Source organism: Stenotrophomonas sp. ZAC14A_NAIMI4_1 (assembly GCF_003086915.1).
GTDB lineage: Bacteria > Pseudomonadota > Gammaproteobacteria > Xanthomonadales > Xanthomonadaceae > Stenotrophomonas.
The window spans coordinates 1,160,606-1,176,500 of sequence record NZ_CP026002.1 but is presented as its reverse complement, the minus strand read 5'-3'; the positions used below and the strand labels follow the sequence as shown (position 1 = coordinate 1,176,500).

Annotated in this window: 15 protein-coding genes; 8 read left to right on the top strand and 7 right to left on the bottom strand. The window is 67.5% G+C overall.

Annotated features, from left to right (window positions below; translation table 11 throughout):
* Positions 1-60 precede the first annotated feature (60 nt).
* The 4 genes from hutI to hutU are packed head-to-tail and all read left to right on the top strand — an operon-like array spanning position 61 to position 5,337.
* Positions 61-1,284, top strand: coding sequence for an imidazolonepropionase (hutI, locus tag C1926_RS05415; protein WP_108760631.1), 1,224 nt, complete (start codon positions 61-63; stop codon positions 1,282-1,284).
* Positions 1,281-2,822: a histidine ammonia-lyase gene (gene hutH / locus C1926_RS05410; protein WP_108758482.1), complete on the top strand. Its 1,542-nt coding sequence runs from the start codon at positions 1,281-1,283 to the stop codon at positions 2,820-2,822. Before hutI ends, hutH begins: the two co-directional genes overlap by 4 nt.
* On the top strand, positions 2,819-3,673 hold the full coding sequence (gene hutG, locus C1926_RS05405; protein WP_108758481.1) for an N-formylglutamate deformylase: 855 nt from the start codon (positions 2,819-2,821) through the stop codon (positions 3,671-3,673). The genes hutH and hutG overlap by 4 nt, the downstream gene beginning before the upstream one ends.
* A complete protein-coding gene (hutU, locus tag C1926_RS05400; protein ID WP_108758480.1) occupies positions 3,670-5,337 on the top strand; it encodes a urocanate hydratase in 1,668 nt (555 codons plus the stop codon). The genes hutG and hutU overlap by 4 nt, the downstream gene beginning before the upstream one ends.
* A gap of 117 nt (positions 5,338-5,454) precedes the next feature.
* Here hutU and C1926_RS05395 read toward each other — a convergent pair whose 3' ends face one another.
* Complete coding sequence (locus tag C1926_RS05395; RefSeq protein WP_108758479.1) at positions 5,455-6,123, bottom strand: GAD-like domain-containing protein; 669 nt, start codon at positions 6,121-6,123, stop codon at positions 5,455-5,457.
* 189 nt (positions 6,124-6,312) lie between these two features.
* Here C1926_RS05395 and C1926_RS05390 point away from each other — a divergent pair, with 189 nt between their 5' ends.
* Together C1926_RS05390 and C1926_RS05385 are read left to right on the top strand one after the other, a co-directional pair.
* The gene (locus C1926_RS05390) at positions 6,313-7,749 is read left to right on the top strand and encodes a serine hydrolase domain-containing protein (protein ID WP_108758478.1); all 1,437 of its coding nucleotides are present in this window, start codon (positions 6,313-6,315) and stop codon (positions 7,747-7,749) included.
* A 177-nt stretch (positions 7,750-7,926) separates the two neighbouring features.
* The gene (locus tag C1926_RS05385; RefSeq protein WP_108758477.1) at positions 7,927-10,035 is read left to right on the top strand and encodes a TonB-dependent receptor; all 2,109 of its coding nucleotides are present in this window, start codon (positions 7,927-7,929) and stop codon (positions 10,033-10,035) included.
* A gap of 41 nt (positions 10,036-10,076) precedes the next feature.
* Here C1926_RS05385 and C1926_RS05380 read toward each other — a convergent pair whose 3' ends face one another.
* From C1926_RS05380 to C1926_RS05370, 3 genes are read right to left on the bottom strand one after another with little or no spacing between them, the layout of a single operon-like run.
* A complete protein-coding gene (locus tag C1926_RS05380; protein WP_108758476.1) occupies positions 10,077-10,859 on the bottom strand; it encodes a hypothetical protein in 783 nt (260 codons plus the stop codon).
* Positions 10,856-11,236: a VOC family protein gene (locus tag C1926_RS05375; protein ID WP_108758475.1), complete on the bottom strand. Its 381-nt coding sequence runs from the start codon at positions 11,234-11,236 to the stop codon at positions 10,856-10,858. Before C1926_RS05375 ends, C1926_RS05380 begins: the two co-directional genes overlap by 4 nt.
* A 44-nt stretch (positions 11,237-11,280) precedes the next feature.
* Positions 11,281-11,862, bottom strand: a complete 582-nt coding sequence (locus C1926_RS05370) for a TetR/AcrR family transcriptional regulator (RefSeq protein WP_108758474.1) — start codon at positions 11,860-11,862, stop codon at positions 11,281-11,283.
* A 69-nt stretch (positions 11,863-11,931) separates the two neighbouring features.
* On the opposite strand from C1926_RS05370, the gene C1926_RS05365 reads away from it, so the two are divergent.
* Positions 11,932-12,477, top strand: coding sequence for a thioesterase family protein (locus C1926_RS05365; RefSeq protein WP_108758473.1), 546 nt, complete (start codon positions 11,932-11,934; stop codon positions 12,475-12,477).
* Positions 12,478-12,489: 12 nt separating this feature from the next.
* On the opposite strand, the gene C1926_RS05360 is transcribed toward C1926_RS05365, so the two are convergent.
* On the bottom strand, positions 12,490-13,611 hold the full coding sequence (locus C1926_RS05360; RefSeq protein WP_108758472.1) for an agmatine deiminase family protein: 1,122 nt from the start codon (positions 13,609-13,611) through the stop codon (positions 12,490-12,492).
* Positions 13,612-13,736: 125 nt separating this feature from the next.
* On the opposite strand from C1926_RS05360, the gene C1926_RS05355 reads away from it, so the two are divergent.
* Complete coding sequence (locus tag C1926_RS05355; protein WP_108758471.1) at positions 13,737-14,603, top strand: LysR family transcriptional regulator; 867 nt, start codon at positions 13,737-13,739, stop codon at positions 14,601-14,603.
* A 9-nt stretch (positions 14,604-14,612) separates the two neighbouring features.
* Here the strand turns inward: C1926_RS05355 and C1926_RS05350 are convergent, their stop codons facing one another.
* Positions 14,613-15,080 carry a hypothetical protein gene (locus C1926_RS05350; protein WP_108758470.1) on the bottom strand — a complete coding sequence of 156 codons (468 nt, stop codon included), beginning with the start codon at positions 15,078-15,080 and terminating at the stop codon, positions 14,613-14,615.
* 15 nt (positions 15,081-15,095) lie between these two features.
* The gene (locus tag C1926_RS05345; protein WP_254057405.1) at positions 15,096-15,848 is read right to left on the bottom strand and encodes an SGNH/GDSL hydrolase family protein; all 753 of its coding nucleotides are present in this window, start codon (positions 15,846-15,848) and stop codon (positions 15,096-15,098) included.
* Between the last annotated feature and the right edge of the window lie 47 nt (positions 15,849-15,895).

The window sequence follows — 15,895 nt, the reverse complement described above, 5'->3', positions numbered from 1 at the left end:
CAACCCGAAATGGACGCCTATATTGTATAGACATATAAGCACAGCCGCGTTGTGGATGCCATGCACGTCGATACTCTCTGGTCCAACGTCCACCTGATGACCCTCGATGGCGAGGGGCTGGGTGTCATCACCGATGGCGTGCTGGCCTGCGCCGAAGGGCGCATCGTCCACGTCGGCACTGCCGGCAGCGACGCGCACCTGCGGCCGACCACCCGCATCGATGGCGAAGGCCGCTGGATCTCGCCGGGCCTGGTCGACTGCCACACCCACCTGGTCTACGCCGGCAACCGCGCCAACGAGTTCGAACAACGCCTGCAGGGGGTCAGCTACGCCGACATCGCCCGTGCCGGCGGCGGCATCGTCTCCACCGTGCGCGCCACCCGCGCCGCCTCGCCGCAACAGCTGGCCGACGAAAGCCGTCCGCGCCTGCTGGCCATGCGTGCCGAGGGCGTGACCACGGTGGAGATCAAATCCGGCTATGGCCTGACCCTGGACGATGAGCGCAAGCAGCTGCAGGTGGCACGCGCCCTGGGCAAGGAATGCCGGGTGACCGTGGTGCCGACCTTCCTCGGTGCGCATGCGGTGCCCCCGGGGCGCGAGGCCCAGGAATACACCGACGAAGTGTGCAACGTGATGATTCCGGCCATCGCCGCCGACGGCCTGGCCGAAGCGGTGGACGTGTTCTGCGAGAACATCGCGTTTTCGCCCGCGCAGGCGCGCCAGGTCTTCGAAGCCGCACGTGCCAACGGGTTGGCGGTGAAGATCCACGCCGAGCAGATGAGCAACCAGCATGGCGCCGAACTGGCCGCCAGCTTCGGCGCGCTGTCGGCCGACCATATCGAGCACCTCGACGATGCCGGCATCGCCGCGATGGCCGCGGCTGGCACCGTGGCGGTGCTGCTGCCCGGCGCCTTCTATTTCACCCGCGATACCACCCTGCCCCCGATCGCCGCGCTGCGTGCGGCCGACGTGCCGCTGGCCCTGGCCACCGACAGCAACCCCGGCACCTCGCCGCTGACCAGCCCGCTGCTGGCGATGAACATGGGCGCGACCCTGTTCCGCCTGACCGTGGACGAATGCATCGCCGGCTTCACCCGTGAAGCAGCGCGCGCGCTGGGCCACGGCGAGCGCATCGGCCGCCTGGCGGTTGGCATGGACTGCGACCTGGCGATCTGGGACATCGACGCGCCGGCCGACCTGGTCTATCGCATGGGATTCAATCCGCTGCACGCGCGCGTGGTGCGCGGGCAGCCCGACCTGCCTGCTTCCTGGAGCAACACATGAGCAACACCCTGGTTCTTCGCCCCGGCCATGTCACCCTCGCCCAGTGGCGGCAGGCCTATCGCGGTGCGCCGCTTGCGCTGGACCCGGCCGCACTGCCGGTGGTGCGCGCCAGCGCCGCTGCGGTGGCCGCCATCGTCGCCAAGGGCGCGCCGGTGTATGGCATCAACACCGGCTTCGGCAAGCTGGCCAACGTGCGCATCGAGCGTGAAGACCTGGCCACCCTGCAGCGGAACATCGTGCTTTCGCATGCCGCCGGCGTGGGTGAGCCGATGCCGGCCAGCGTGGTGCGGCTGATGATGGCCCTGAAGCTGGTAAGCCTGGCCCAGGGCGCTTCGGGCGTGCGCGAGGAAACTCTGCTGCTGCTCGAAGCGATGCTGGTGAAGGGCGTGCTGCCGGTGGTGCCGGCGCAGGGCTCGGTGGGCGCTTCGGGTGATCTGGCGCCGCTCTCGCACCTGGCCAGCGTGATGCTGGGCGTGGGCGAGGCCTTCATCGGCGACGAGCGCCTGCCGGCGCTGGACGCACTGGCGCGTGCCGGCCTGCAGCCGGTGGAACTGGGTGCGAAGGAAGGCCTGGCGCTGCTCAACGGCACGCAGTTCTCCACTGCGTATGCGCTGGCGGGCCTGTTCGAGATCGAGACCGTGTTCCAGGCCGCGCTGGTCACCGGCGCGCTGTCGGTGGAAGCGGCGAAGGGCTCGGATACGCCGTTCGACCCGCGCATCCACGCCATCCGTGGCCAGCGCGGGCAGATCGCCACCGCCGCCACGCTGCGCTCGCTGATCCAGGGCTCGGACATCCGCGAGTCGCACCGCGACAACGACGTGCGCGTGCAGGACCCGTACTGCCTGCGCTGCCAGCCGCAGGTGATGGGCGCGGCGCTGGATATCCTGCGCCAGGCCGCGACCACGCTGGAAATCGAAGCCAATGGCGTGTCCGACAATCCGCTGGTGTTCACCGATACCGGCGAAGCGCTGTCCGGCGGCAACTTCCACGCCGAGCCGGTGGCCTTCGCTGCCGACATGCTGGCGATGGCGGTGTGCGAGATCGGCTCGATCAGCGAGCGCCGCCTGGCCATGCTGGTGGACCCTGCGCTGTCCGGCCTGCCTGCGTTCCTGACCCCGCGGCCCGGCCTCAATTCGGGCTTCATGATTCCGCAGGTGACCGCCGCCGCGCTGGTCTCTGAAAACAAGCAGCGCGCCTACCCGGCCAGCGTTGACTCGATCCCGACCTCGGCCAACCAGGAAGACCACGTCTCGATGGCCGCGCATGGCGCACGCCGTCTGATGCAGATGGCCGAGAACGCGGCCAACGTGATCGGCATCGAGCTGCTGGCCGCCGCGCAGGGCTGTGACTTCCACGCGCCGCTGCGCTCCAGCGCCGCGCTGGAGACCGTGCGCGCCACCCTGCGCGCGCAGGTGCCGACGCTGGAAGAAGACCGCTACTTCCACTCGGACATGGTGACCGCCACGAACCTGGTGCGCAGCGGCGCGCTGGCACAGGGCCTGGGTGAACTGCTGCCGACCGTGGAGCCGCAGGCATGAATGCCCGGCCCGAATGGCTGACGGTACACGAGGGCGATGCCCCGTTGCTCGTCAGTTTCCCGCATACCGGCAGCGAGCTGCCGCACGAGCTGATGGGCCACTACCACTCGCCGTGGCTGGCACGGCGCGATGCCGACTGGTGGGTACACGATCTCTACGACTTCGTGCGCGGCATGGGCGCCACCACCGTGCGTTCGGCGATCTCGCGTTCGGTGATTGACCTCAACCGCGACCCCAGTGGCGTGTCGTTGTACCCGGGCCAGAACACCACCGGCCTGTGCCCGCTGACCACCTTCGACAACCAGCCGCTGTACCACGCCGGGCGCGAGCCGGATGACGCGGAAATTGCCCGCCGCCGCGACACGTATTTCCTGCCCTACCACGATGCACTGGCTTCGCAGATCACGCGCCTGCGCGAGCGCCACGGCACGGTGGTGGTGTATGACGCGCATTCGATCCGCTCGCATATCCCGCACCTGTTCGACGGCGAGCTGCCGCAGTTCAACCTGGGCACGGCCGGCCCGTCCGGTGCGCCGGACACCTCCTGCGACAACGCACTGAGCGATGTGGTGGAAAACCTGCTGAAGATCAGCGGCATGAGCCAGGTGCGCAACGGCCGCTTCAAGGGCGGCTGGATCACCCGCCACTACAGCGACATCGCCGGCGGCGTGCACACGCTGCAGATGGAGCTGGCCTGCCGTGGCTACATGCACGAGCCCCTGCCGGACCAGGTGGATGAGCACAGCTGGCCCACCCCGCTGGACCCCGACCACGCCGCACCGCTGCGCCACACCCTGGCGCACGTGCTCAACGCCTGCCTTGAATTCGCTACCAACCGGAGCGCCGCATGACCCGCAACGACCCGAGCCGCACCATCATCGCGCCCACCGGCACCACGCTGAACGCCAAGAGCTGGCTGACCGAAGCGCCGCTGCGCATGCTGATGAACAACCTGCACCCGGACGTGGCCGAGCGCCCGCAGGAACTGGTGGTGTACGGCGGCATCGGCCGCGCCGCGCGTGACTGGGAAAGCTTTGACGCCATCGTCGAAACGCTCAAGCGCCTGGACGACGACCAGACCCTGCTGGTGCAGTCGGGCAAGCCGGTGGGCGTGTTCCGCACCCACGCCGATGCACCGCGCGTGCTGATCGCCAATTCCAACCTGGTGCCGCGCTGGGCCAACTGGGACCACTTCAACGAGCTGGATAAGAAGGGCCTGGCCATGTACGGCCAGATGACCGCTGGCAGCTGGATCTACATCGGCGCGCAGGGCATCGTGCAGGGCACCTATGAAACCTTCGTGGAAATGGGCCGCCAGCACTTCGGTGGCGACCTGACCGGCAAATGGCTGTTCACCGGCGGCCTGGGCGGCATGGGCGGCGCGCAGCCGCTGGCCGCCGTGATGGCCGGTGCTTCCTGCCTTGCCGTGGAGTGCCGCAAGAGCAGCATCGACATGCGCCTGCGCACCGGCTACCTGGACACCTGGACCGACAACCTGGACGAAGCGCTGCGCCTGATCGACGAAGCCTGCAAGGCCGGCACGCCGAAGTCGGTGGGCCTGCTGGGCAACGTGGCCGACGTGCTGGCTGAACTGCTGGAGCGCGGCATCCAGCCCGACCTGCTGACCGACCAGACCTCCGCGCACGACCCGGTGAACGGCTACCTGCCGCAGGGCTGGACCGTCGAGCAGTGGGACGAGAAGCGTGTCTCTGCACCGAAGGAAGTAGAGAAAGCCGCGCGCGCCTCGATGGCCAACCACATCCGCGCCATGCTCGGCTTCCACGCACTGGGCGTGCCCACCGTGGATTACGGCAACAACCTGCGGCAGATGGCGCTGGAAGAAGGCGTGGCCAATGCCTTCGATTTCCCGGGTTTCGTGCCGGCCTACATCCGCCCGTTGTTCTGCCGGGGCATCGGCCCGTTCCGCTGGGCCGCACTGAGCGGCGACCCGGAAGACATCGCAAAGACCGATGCCAAGGTGAAGGAGCTGATTCCGGACAATCCGCACCTGCACCGCTGGCTGGACATGGCTGCCGAGAAGATCAAGTTCCAGGGCCTGCCGGCGCGCATCTGCTGGGTGGGCCTGGGTGATCGTGATCGACTCGGCCTCGCCTTCAACGAGATGGTCGCCAACGGCGAACTGAAGGCGCCGGTGGTGATCGGCCGTGACCACCTGGACAGCGGCAGCGTGGCCTCGCCGAACCGCGAAACCGAAGCGATGGCCGACGGCTCCGACGCGGTGTCCGACTGGCCGCTGCTGAATGCTCTGCTCAATACCGCCAGCGGCGCCACCTGGGTGTCGCTGCACCACGGCGGCGGCGTCGGCATGGGCTTCTCGCAGCACGCCGGCATGGTGATCGTCTGCGACGGCACCGAGGCGGCCGCGAAGCGGATTGGCCGCGTGCTGTGGAACGACCCGGCCACCGGCGTGATGCGCCATGCCGATGCCGGGTATGAGATTGCGGTGGAATGCGCGAAGGAAAAGGGGCTGGATCTGCCGGGGATTCTCGGCTGATCGAGCAGGCTTCTGTAGAGCCGAGCCCATGCTCGGCTCACCCTTGCCGGGTGCGCGTCACCTGATCCGGAGGCAGCCGAGCATGGGCTCGGCTCTACATGAATCGCCCTGCTCGGATCACTTCCGAGCCAGCGGCTTCACATCAATCGCATAGCGTGGAAACGAGGGCGCGGCGAACTCCCTCAGCATGTGCAGGTGCGGTTGAAGCTTGAGTCTGCGCAAGTTGCCAATTCCGGCTTCGCCGCCGCAAACCAGCGCTGGCTCGAAACCATACATCTCATCAGCCGACAAGGGTCCGGACCTGTTCACAGCCGTATCGAACAGCAATTCCCCAGTCTCATCCATCAGATCAAAGTCGCCAAGCTCCGCGCAAGCGAAGAACGCCTTGATGCCACCATCCTGCCGTGCCAGAGACTTGGGTCTCAAACAGTTGTGAAGAGCAAATACTTCACTACGAATCGGATTGATGCTCAAGCCAGCGCCTGATGCTTCGCCGCACAGGTAGAGCTGTCCAAACCCGCTTCTGGCAAACACATGGTAGGTATCGATCAGCGGAAATGGAGTACCCGCCAACCACGTGTGCATCACGCCGTCGTAGTCCTCGGGATTCACCGTCCACAGCCGTCCGTTGCCATAGTTCGCCCATCCATCCCGGCGCCAATAGCTCAAGAGTGATTCAGGCAAGATGCCCATCCACTTGGAGAAGCTGGTCTCTGGCACCGGATCGTGTTCAGTTGCCTCTCCGAAACTCTCGATGAAGAGCGCGAAATCCTCATCCTCCTCCATTGACCCTCCCATGCAAGGCTATCTCGTCGGTTTGGACTGAGGCGCTCTTATATCTGATGCTTCGTCCGATGCTAAGAGCTGTTTACGACAGGCGACTGGAAATTCACGCATTCACACATCCGCCCACCCCGCTTGACCCACTGGCCGCCGCCGACCAACATGCGCCATCACCGCTGATGGAACACCGCGATGTACCGCATGCTTGCTGCTGCATTGCTCTGCACCTTCTTCGCCGTTCCGATCGTTTCAGCGCATGAGTCCGTTGGCGATCTTTCCAATCAGTTTGACACGCAGCTGCAGATCAACCGCGAGCGCTACGGCATCGCCGGCCAGGCGGTACTGGTTGCACACAACGGCCAGATCCTCTACCAGGGCGCCAGCGGTGAACGCGATCCGGCCACACATGCAGCGGCGACCGTCGATAGCATCTTCGCCGCGCAGTCGATGGCCAAGCTGCTGACCAGCACGCTGGTGATGCAGCTGGTCGACCAGGGCAAGCTGGATCTGGATGCACCGGCCAGCCGCTACGTGCCCGGACTGCCAGCGGCTTGGCAGTCGATCCACGTGCGCGACTTCCTCAACCACAGTTCCGGCATCGCCGAGTACTACGAGCGCGTGGACAACCGCTGGGTGAGCAAGGGCTACCCCGGCGTTGCGCCGGATCTTGCCGCTGCACTGAAGGTGGCCGGCGCAGCACCGATGCAGTTCGCCACCGGCAGCCGCGTGCAGTACACCCAGGCCAACTACCTGGTGCTGACCGCGTTGCTGGAAGCGCATTACCGCAAGCCCTATCCGGATATCGCCCGCGAACGCATTCTCCGGCCGCTGAAGATGCGCAGTACCTCGTGGGGGCTGGCCAGCGTGCCTGCGCCGCGCGCGGCGGTGCCGTACATCGGCAAGGACGGCGCGTTGCAGCCCGCCAATGAAGATCCGTGGCCGCGCTATGGCTGGGGCCATGCCGACCTGCAGACCACTGTGGGCGACATCAATCGTTTCCTGCAGGCCCTGGCCACTGGGAAACTGGTACGTCCGGCGACGCTGGAGAAGCTCTGGCAGCCACAGAAACTCGCCGACGGCGGCAGCAATTTCTTCTCCACCGGCTGGGACACCACGCGCAGTGATGGCTACACCCAGGTCGGCCACGATGGCGGCACCCGCGTGCGGGCACGGTTGGCCTACAAGGGCAGCCTGGCCAGCGGATACTGGGTGTTCGTGTATTTCACCAATGGCAGCGCGCGCAACGTGTGGTCGAGCACGCTGGTGGAAAGCACGATGGCGGTGGCGGCGCCGAAGGAGTTTCCGCATGCGGTGCTGTCCGAGCGGCTGATCGCCTATGCGATGGATGAAGATGCGGGCGCAGCCGCAGCGATGCAGGACTGGCTGCAGGACAACCCCGGCATCACCGGCGACGAGCGCGAGCGCGCGATCAATACCAGCGGTTACGCCATCCGCGAGAGCCTGGGCGCGGCCAGGGCATTGAAGGTATTCGCCCTCAACACCGAGCTGCACCCGGCGTCCGCCAATGCGTGGGACAGCCTGGCCGAATGCCATGCGGCGCTGGGTGATGCGGAGACTGCAAAGGCGTTGTACGCAAAGTCGAAGGCGCTGGCGAAGACGGCTCTGTAGAGTCGAGCCATGCTCGACTGCTCTTCTTTACGACCACGGAAAACCCGCGCTGCGCGCGATAGTCGAGCATGGCTCGACTCTACAAGAGACACCGCGCCCCATACGCGGCCGGTGGGTGACGTATTGCCCGCGACCTGTTAACTTGCGCGCCATTCTCGTAGTTTACAGCCTGTCCGCATGTCGCTTCCGTCCTGCCGCCCCACCCCGTCGCTGCTGTTCCTGGCCGTTTCCCTCAGCCTTGCCGCCACCGCCCACGCCGCCCCGCAGGCCACCACGCTGGACGCGGTGCAGGTCACCGCCGCCGATGCCAGCGCCCAGGCCCGCGAGGCGCTCAAGCGCGTGCCCGGTGCCAGCAATGTCATCGACGTCGCCAAGGCGGACAGCCGCCTGTCCAGCAGTGCCGATGTGCTGGCCTTCCAGCCGGGCATCAGTGCGCAGTCGCCGGGCAACGAGGGGACCAAGGTGTCGATCCGCGGTTCGGGCATCAACCGCGGGCCGGGTGCGCATGCCTCGGGCATCGCCGTCTCCCTCGATGGCCTGCCGCTGACCGGCCCGGGCGGCACGCCCTACGAACTGCTGGAACCGCTGTGGCTGTCACGCGTGGAAGTCCTGCGCGGCGCCAACGGTTTCGAGCGCGGCGCGCTGGCGCTGGGCGGTGCCATCGACTACGTCAGCCGCAGCGGCCGTGATTCGGCCGGCGTGCAGCTGCATTACGAAGCCGGCAGCCGCGGCTACCAGAAGCGCGGGATAAGCCGGGGCGGCGTCAGTGGTGATGTCGACTACTTCCTGGCCTACACCGACAGCGAATTCGACGGTTACCAGCGCCACGCGCGCGGTGATGGCAAGGGCGCGATGGCCAACATCGGCTGGCAGATCAGCCCGGACCTGCAGACGCGCTTCTTCGTGCGCTACCGCGAGACCAATCACGAAACGCCCGGGCGCCTGACCCGCGAGCAGATCCGCAACGATCCGCGCGCGGCCAACCCGGCCAACCTGGCCATCGATGCGCGCCGCCCGCAGCCGGGCAGCACCTGGATCGGCAACATGACCACGCTGCAGATCGACGAGGATTCTTCGCTGCAGGCCGGGCTGGTCTACCACAGGTACCCGATGGACCTGGGCGAGAGCCTGTACCGCCAGCAACTGGACTACGCCGACCTCAACGCCACGCTGGACTACCGCCATCGCCACACTCTGTTCGGCCGCGACAGCGAGACCACCGTCGGCCTGCGCGTGGCCCACGACCTGGATGCCAACGTTCGCGAGTCGCTGCGTTTTGCCAGCAATGGCTATGCCGCCGGCACGCGCACGCGCGACTTCCGCCATCTTGGTACCAACAGCACGCTGCACATCGGCAACAACCTGGCCGTGAATGATCGCCTGCGCGTGCAGACCGGCCTGGCGCTGATCAACACCCGCAGCGATGTGCAGGTGACCTCGCCCACCAGCGGCGGCCGCCTGCGCGACCACGACTGGGATTACGCGCCGCGCCTGGGCTTCACCTGGCAGCACAGTGCGCAGACGCAGTGGTTCGGCAACCTCAGCCGCTCGGTGGAAGCGCCGCACCCGTGGTCGATGATCTGGGGTTCGAACCAGTTCTTCGGCGCGGGCAACGGCCCATCCACCGGCCGCCAGAGCACGCCGGTGGCGATGCAGAACCAGACTGCCACCACGCTGGAACTGGGCGCGCGCGGCGATGCTGCGCTGGGCCGCTGGGAACTGACCGGCTACTACGCACACGTCAACCACGAACTGCTGAGCGTGGAGCTGCAGCCGGTACCGAACCTGTTCGTGGCCGAAAACAACGCCAGCCCCACCGTACACCGTGGCATCGAGGCCGGCCTGGACACCACGCTGTGGCAGGGCGCACCGGGCCGACTGTCACTGCGCCAGGCCTACACCTTCAGTGATTTCCGCTACCGCCATGACACGCGCTTCGGCAGCAACCGCCTGCCCGGCCTGCCGCAGCACAGCTACCAGGCCGAACTGCGCTTCGACCATGCCTCCGGCCTGTACGCCGCACTCAACACCGAGTACGCCTCGCGCATTGCCGTGGATTACGCCAACAGCTACTGGGCCGACAGCCATGTGATCTTCGGCAGCCGCATCGGCTACGACGCACCGGGCGGCCGCTGGCAGGCCTGGGCGGAAATGCGCAACATCGGCGACCGCCACTACGCCGCAACGGTGACGCCGGGCTATGACGATGCCGGCAAGGATGTCGCCCGCTCCACGCCGGGTGAAGGCCGGGGTGTCTACGCGGGGGTGCGCTGGCGTTTTGATTGAGCGGCAACCGCCGGCCCGCAGGTGCGGGCGCACCCAGAAAGCTACAGCGCCTGCACCACCTGCATCAGGCTGACCGCGCCCGGTGCCAGCTGCTGCGCCACCCAGCCCAGCCCGGCGAAGAACACCAGCAGGCCCAGCAGCGGCCAGAACGTGTGCGACAGGCACAACCGCCACCAGCCCTGCGCACCCATGCCCTGCATGCGCCGGTACAGGCCGCCGACAATCGCGGCGTCCACCAGCAGCTCGGCCATCAGCACCGGCGCCGACCACACCACCCAGGCACTGGCCAGCAACACGCTGGCCACCAGCGCGAGAATGCCGAGCACGGCCAGCAACGGCAGGCCGGCCTCGTGCTCGGTGGCGGCATCGATCAGGGATGCGCCGTCGCTGTCCATGACCGAGGCGGCCGAGGCCTCGCCCCAGGATGCCGACGCGCCGCCACCGCCGGAGTGACCGCCGTTGCCGCCCCAGGAAGGACCGCTGCGCGGCGTACTTCCACCACCGCCAGCATTGCTGGCGACGTCGCCTGCCCCGTCGGCCACCGCATCCCAGCGCCAGCGGATCCAGATCCACATCAGCAGCAGGAACACGGCATAGGCCAGCAGCACCGCCAGCGGGTAACGCAGCAGCATGCTGTCCAGTCCGGCCAGCCGCAGCACATGCGAGGCCAGGAAGCCCGCGCCGCCGGTCAGCAGCACGATCAGCGCCATCTGCAGGCGCGGCCATCCCTGGTGCTGCAGCTGCCGCCGCGCGCGTGCGACTTCGCTGCTGCGGGTCATCGGCAGCTTCAGCGCGCTGCCGCCGAAACGCCTGGTCCGCTTCATGCTGGCAGCGCCTTGGTCACCGCTTCGATGTGATGGCCATCGGGGTCGACCACGAACGCCGCGTAATAGGTATCGCCGTAATCGGGGCGCAGGCCCGGCGGACCGTTGTCACGCCCTCCGGTGGCCATGGCCGCTGCATGGAAGATGTCTACGGCCAAGGCAGAGTCGGCGGAAAATGCCAGATGGAAGCCCGGGCCCGGCGGCGTGGCATCGTCGCGCAGCTTCAGGCACAGCGCGTCTTCATCATCGGCCACGCCGTAGCCGATCGCGGTGTCATCCTCGAACACGCGGCGGTAACCGAGTGCGGCGAGCACTGCGTCGTAGAAGCGACCGGCGGCGTCCAGATCACGGACGCCGAGGGAAAGGTGGTGCAGCATGCGGACATCCTTGCCGGACAAGCGTGGGTACGTTCGGGTCGATTCTAGCGTGCAGGTGGCGCGGCGGCCGTCAGCAGCTGCGCGGTCACCTGGTCGAACGGGGCAATGTCCTGCAGCGCGCGACTCATGGCCACCGCACCTTCCACGCTGGCGATGACAAGACTGGCCAATCCGGCCGCCTGCTCCGGCGCGTGCCCATCGGCGACGAACGCCTGGGCGAGGTGTCCCTGCCAACGCACGAACACCTCGGCGGCGGCCGCGCGCGGCTGGCTCGCTACGGCGTCGACCGGTTCTTCTACTGCAGCGGCCAGCACCGGGCAGCCGGCACGGAACTGCGAGCGCAGCAGGCGCTCGCGCCACATCGCCAGGAACTGCTGCAGGCCCTGCACCGCGCCGTCGCGCAGCAGCTCCACCAGCAACGCCTCCACCTTGTCACCGGCCATGTGGGTCGCCCTGGCCAGCAGTTCCTGCTTGCCCCCCGGGAAGTGGTGGTAGGTCGAGCCCAGCGGTGCTTCGGCCAGCTTGGTCACCTCGCGGATGCTGGTGGCATTGAGCCCTACCCGCGCCAGCATCTGGGCGGCGGCATCGATCACACGCTGCGGGGCTTCGGACGCTCGCGGGCTCATGCCGCTCTCCTTGCTAGGACAGTCGTCATAGATTAGCGTATCGGCTGTTCTATAACAGTCGTCATAACCATGAATCTCTGGTTCCGCCTGCTCCACCTGCTGCTGTGCAGCCTGTTCCGGCCGAAGCTGCAGGCCCCGTTCGGGGTTTCGCGCCTGCCGTTCCGCGTGCTGCCCAACGATCTGGACAGCAACCTGCACATGACCAACGGGCGCTACTGGAACATCTTCGACCTCGGCCGACTGGACCTGATCCTGCGCATGGGCCTGGGCAAGGTGGCGCTGCGCGAGAAGTGGGCGCCCATCGTCGGCGCCGGCACCATCCAGTTCCGCCGCGAGCTCAAGCCGTTCCAGCGCTTCACCCTGGAAACGCGGCTGGCCGGCTGGGTCGGCACGCGGATCATCATGGAACAGCGCGTGCTGGTCGGGCCTGAGCAGAAAGTCGTCACCCGTGCCCTGCTGGTCACCGGCATCTACGACCGCCGTGCGCGCAGCTTCGTGGGCATGGAACGGATGATGGCGGCCATCGGCTGCGATACGCCGCCGTCGCCGCCATTGAGTGCGGCCGCCGAAGCGCTGCTCGCCGCCGATGCAGCACTGAAGCGCGACGACCACTGAGCCGACACCCGCTCAGGCCCGGGGCATGTTCTTGGTCACGCAATGGATGCCACCGCCACCACCGGCGATCGCATCGATGTCCACCTGCTCGATCACCCGCCCCGGGTACAGCGCCTGCAGCAGGTCGCGGCAGTAGCCATCGGCCCCCGCATCGCCGAACTGCGGGGCGATGACCGCACCGGTGACCGGCAGGTAGTTGATGTAGCCCCGGGCCAGATCATCGTTGTCGCGAGTATGCACGTTGCTGCGCCCGCCCAGCGGTGGCGGCAGCGTATGCACCTGCAGGCGGCGCCCGTCGGCATCGATTGCCGCACGCAGGATGCGCAGGTGTTCGCGCGTCAGGCCGTGGTCGTAGGAGTCCGGGTCGTTGTCCAGGTTGGCGATGACCACGCCCGGGCGCACGAAACGGGCATAGAAATCGACGTGCGCATCGGTGATGTCTTCGCCGGCGATGCCTGGCAGCCAGATCACCTTGCGCAGGCCGAAGTGGTGTTTCAGCTCGGCTTCGATATCGGCGCGTGACCACCCCGGATTGCGGTTGCGGTTCACCCAGCAGCTTTCAGTGAGGATGGCGGTGCCCTGCCCGTCCACTTCGATGCCACCGCCCTCGCCCACCAGATCGCTTTCCAGCAGGGTGGCACCGGTGGCCTGCGCCAGCCAGGGCGCCACCGCGCCATCGTTGCGCGCGGACTGTTTGCCGCCCCAGCCATTGAAGTTCAGATCGACCAGGCCCAGCCCGCCGCGACCGTCGGTGACGAAGCAGCCGCCGTAGTCGCGGACCCAGATGTCATCCAATGGCACCTCGAGGAATTCGATGTTGTCATGGCCACAGCGGTCCTGCGCCAGGCGGCGCTGCGCGGGGCGGCACAGCACGCTGACCGGCTGGTAGCGGGCGATGGTGCGGGCCAGCCGGGCCACGGCGTCGTTCACCGCTGCGGCCTGCGCGCCCCAGACCCGGGGCTGGGCGGCGAAGGCGAGGAACACGCGGTCCTGTGGCCCATGCTCGTCGGGCATGTGCCAGCCAGCAGGCACGGCGGCCCGCACAGTACCGGTGGCGCCCAGGCCCAGCGCCGCCAGGCCACCCAGGCCTGCGGCCCCAGCCAGTTGTGAGAGAAAGTGACGACGGGTCGACATGACGATGAAGTCCAGCTGATGAGTGGGTACCAGCGCCTGCAGCGCGATGACCCATGCTGCGCTTGTCTGCGCGCAGCGACAAACGATAGATTCAGCGCACAACTGAACAGTTTTCCTTATCAATCATGCTCAAGCATTGGCCCCCGCTGACCGCCCTGCGTGGCTTTGAAGCCGCCGCCCGGCTGGGCAGCTTCCACCGTGCCGCGGAGGAACTGCACCTGAGCCAGTCGGCCATCAGCCAGCAGATCCGAGGGCTGGAGGACTATCTGGAACAGCCGCTGTTCTTCCGACAGGGACGCAGTGTCAGCCTGACCGATGCCGGCACCGATCTGCTGGCCACGACCCAGGCCATGTTGCGCCAGCTGGCCGGCGGCATCCGTCGCCTGGACCAGTACCGGAAGCCGCACCAGCTGATCGTCAGCGCCAGCCCGGCCTTCGCCCGCCACTGGCTGGTGCCACGCCTGGGCGATTTCCGCAGGCGGCACCCGGGAGCGGACCTGTGGCTGCTGACCAGTGAAACGCCGCCGGACATGGCCAGCCAGACGGTGGATATCGCACTGGGCGATGACCTGCAGCCACAGCCGCAGTGCCAGCACCATGTGCTGCTGCAGGACCGCCTGTACCCGGCCTGCCACCCCAGCGTGATGGCGCAGCCGGCGACCGAGCGCACCACCCTGCATGGTGAGCGCGAATGGGACTGGAGCCAGTGGCAGGTGCAGGGCGGCGCCGATGTCGGGCAGCAGCGCGCGGGCCTTAATTTTTCCGAGCCGGGGCAACTGCTGGATGCGGCCTGCCAGGGCCTGGGCATTGCGCTGGTGAGCGAACTGCTGGCCGCCAGTGCCTGCGCGCAGGGGCTGCTGCAGCCACTGCACGCGTATCGAGTGGATGGGCCGCAATGGAGCTGGTTGCTGCACGACGACAGCGCCCGCGATCCGCTGGTACTCAGCTTCTGCGAGTGGGTGCTGGCGTCCCTGAAGCCTGGCGACGACTGAGCAGGACGGTCAAAGCGCCTTCCGGAGCACGTCCTTCAAGCGCCGCTTGTGCGATTCCACCGCGTTCCAGTTCCAGTCGCACACGGGCGGAACATCCAGCGCGCCCCGCTCCCGGCCCAGTGCAGCGCGCTCGGTGAGGGCGTGCACCTTCGCAGCGCAGTTGGCATCGACGGCCATCGGCAGCAGGATCGAGATCAGCCCCCAGCCGGAGACCGTGAAGCGCGCAGATTCACCACGCCCGGTGTCGAAGGGGCGCACGCGCACGGCACCGCCCATGTCCGCGTACTGCACGCCTATCAACAGCATGCCGCCGGACACCCACTGCAGGGCCCGGCCATGTTCGCAGAGCGCCTCGGCCGACGCGTAGCGCCGCGGCTGCGCACCGGCGCTCGAGTAAAGCTCGGTGACCAGCACCGGGTTGCGCTTGAACACGGCGCGCGCCACGGTCTCGACCAGCCTGTTGGAAACAGCTGCCATGCCCAGCGAATGCGATCAACGCGCGCCAGGCGGCGTGGCGGCCAGCGCGCGCTCGATGGCGCGCTCCGCCAACGGTGCCATCACGGCATAGCCCTTCGCGGTGGGATGCACACCATCGGCCGCCAAGGCAGGATCCAGTCCACCGGCCGCATTGGCCATGGCCGTGTAGTAATCCAGGTACACCAGCCCCTGTGCCTCGGCATACTGCTTGAGCGCCGCATTCAAGGCGCGCACCTTCGGCGCCGGTTCGATGCCGGGCATCCACGGGTACTCGCTCACCGGCAGCACCGAGGCCAGCACCACGGCGATGCCGTGTGCGCGGGCCAGCTCCACCATCGCGTGCAGGTTGTCCTCGATCATCGCCTGCGTGCTGGGGCCGGTGTTGCCAGCAATATCGTTGGTGCCGGCAAGGATGAGCACCACGTCCGGCTGCAAAGTGATGACGTCCTGGCGGAAGCGCAGCAGCATCTGCGGCGTGGTCTGCCCGCCGATGCCGCGGTTGAGGTAGCCCTTGCCGGGGAAGAACGCCGCAGGATCTTTTTCACCCCAGCCCTGGGTGATCGAATCGCCGTAGAACAGCACGCGTGGCACGCCGGCCTGCTTGGCCGGTACGCGCGCGTTGGCCTCGCGGTAGCGGGCCAGCTCTGGCCAGTCGGACAGGCGCTGCTGCAGGTAGCGCACCTCATCCGGGGTGACCTGGTCGACCGGTTTCACCAGCAGTGGATTGACCGCCTGCGGCGGCTGCGCCTGCACACAGGACGCGGTCATGGCCAGGGCCAGGGCGGCAGCGCAGCATCGGGCGTGAAGGATGTGGC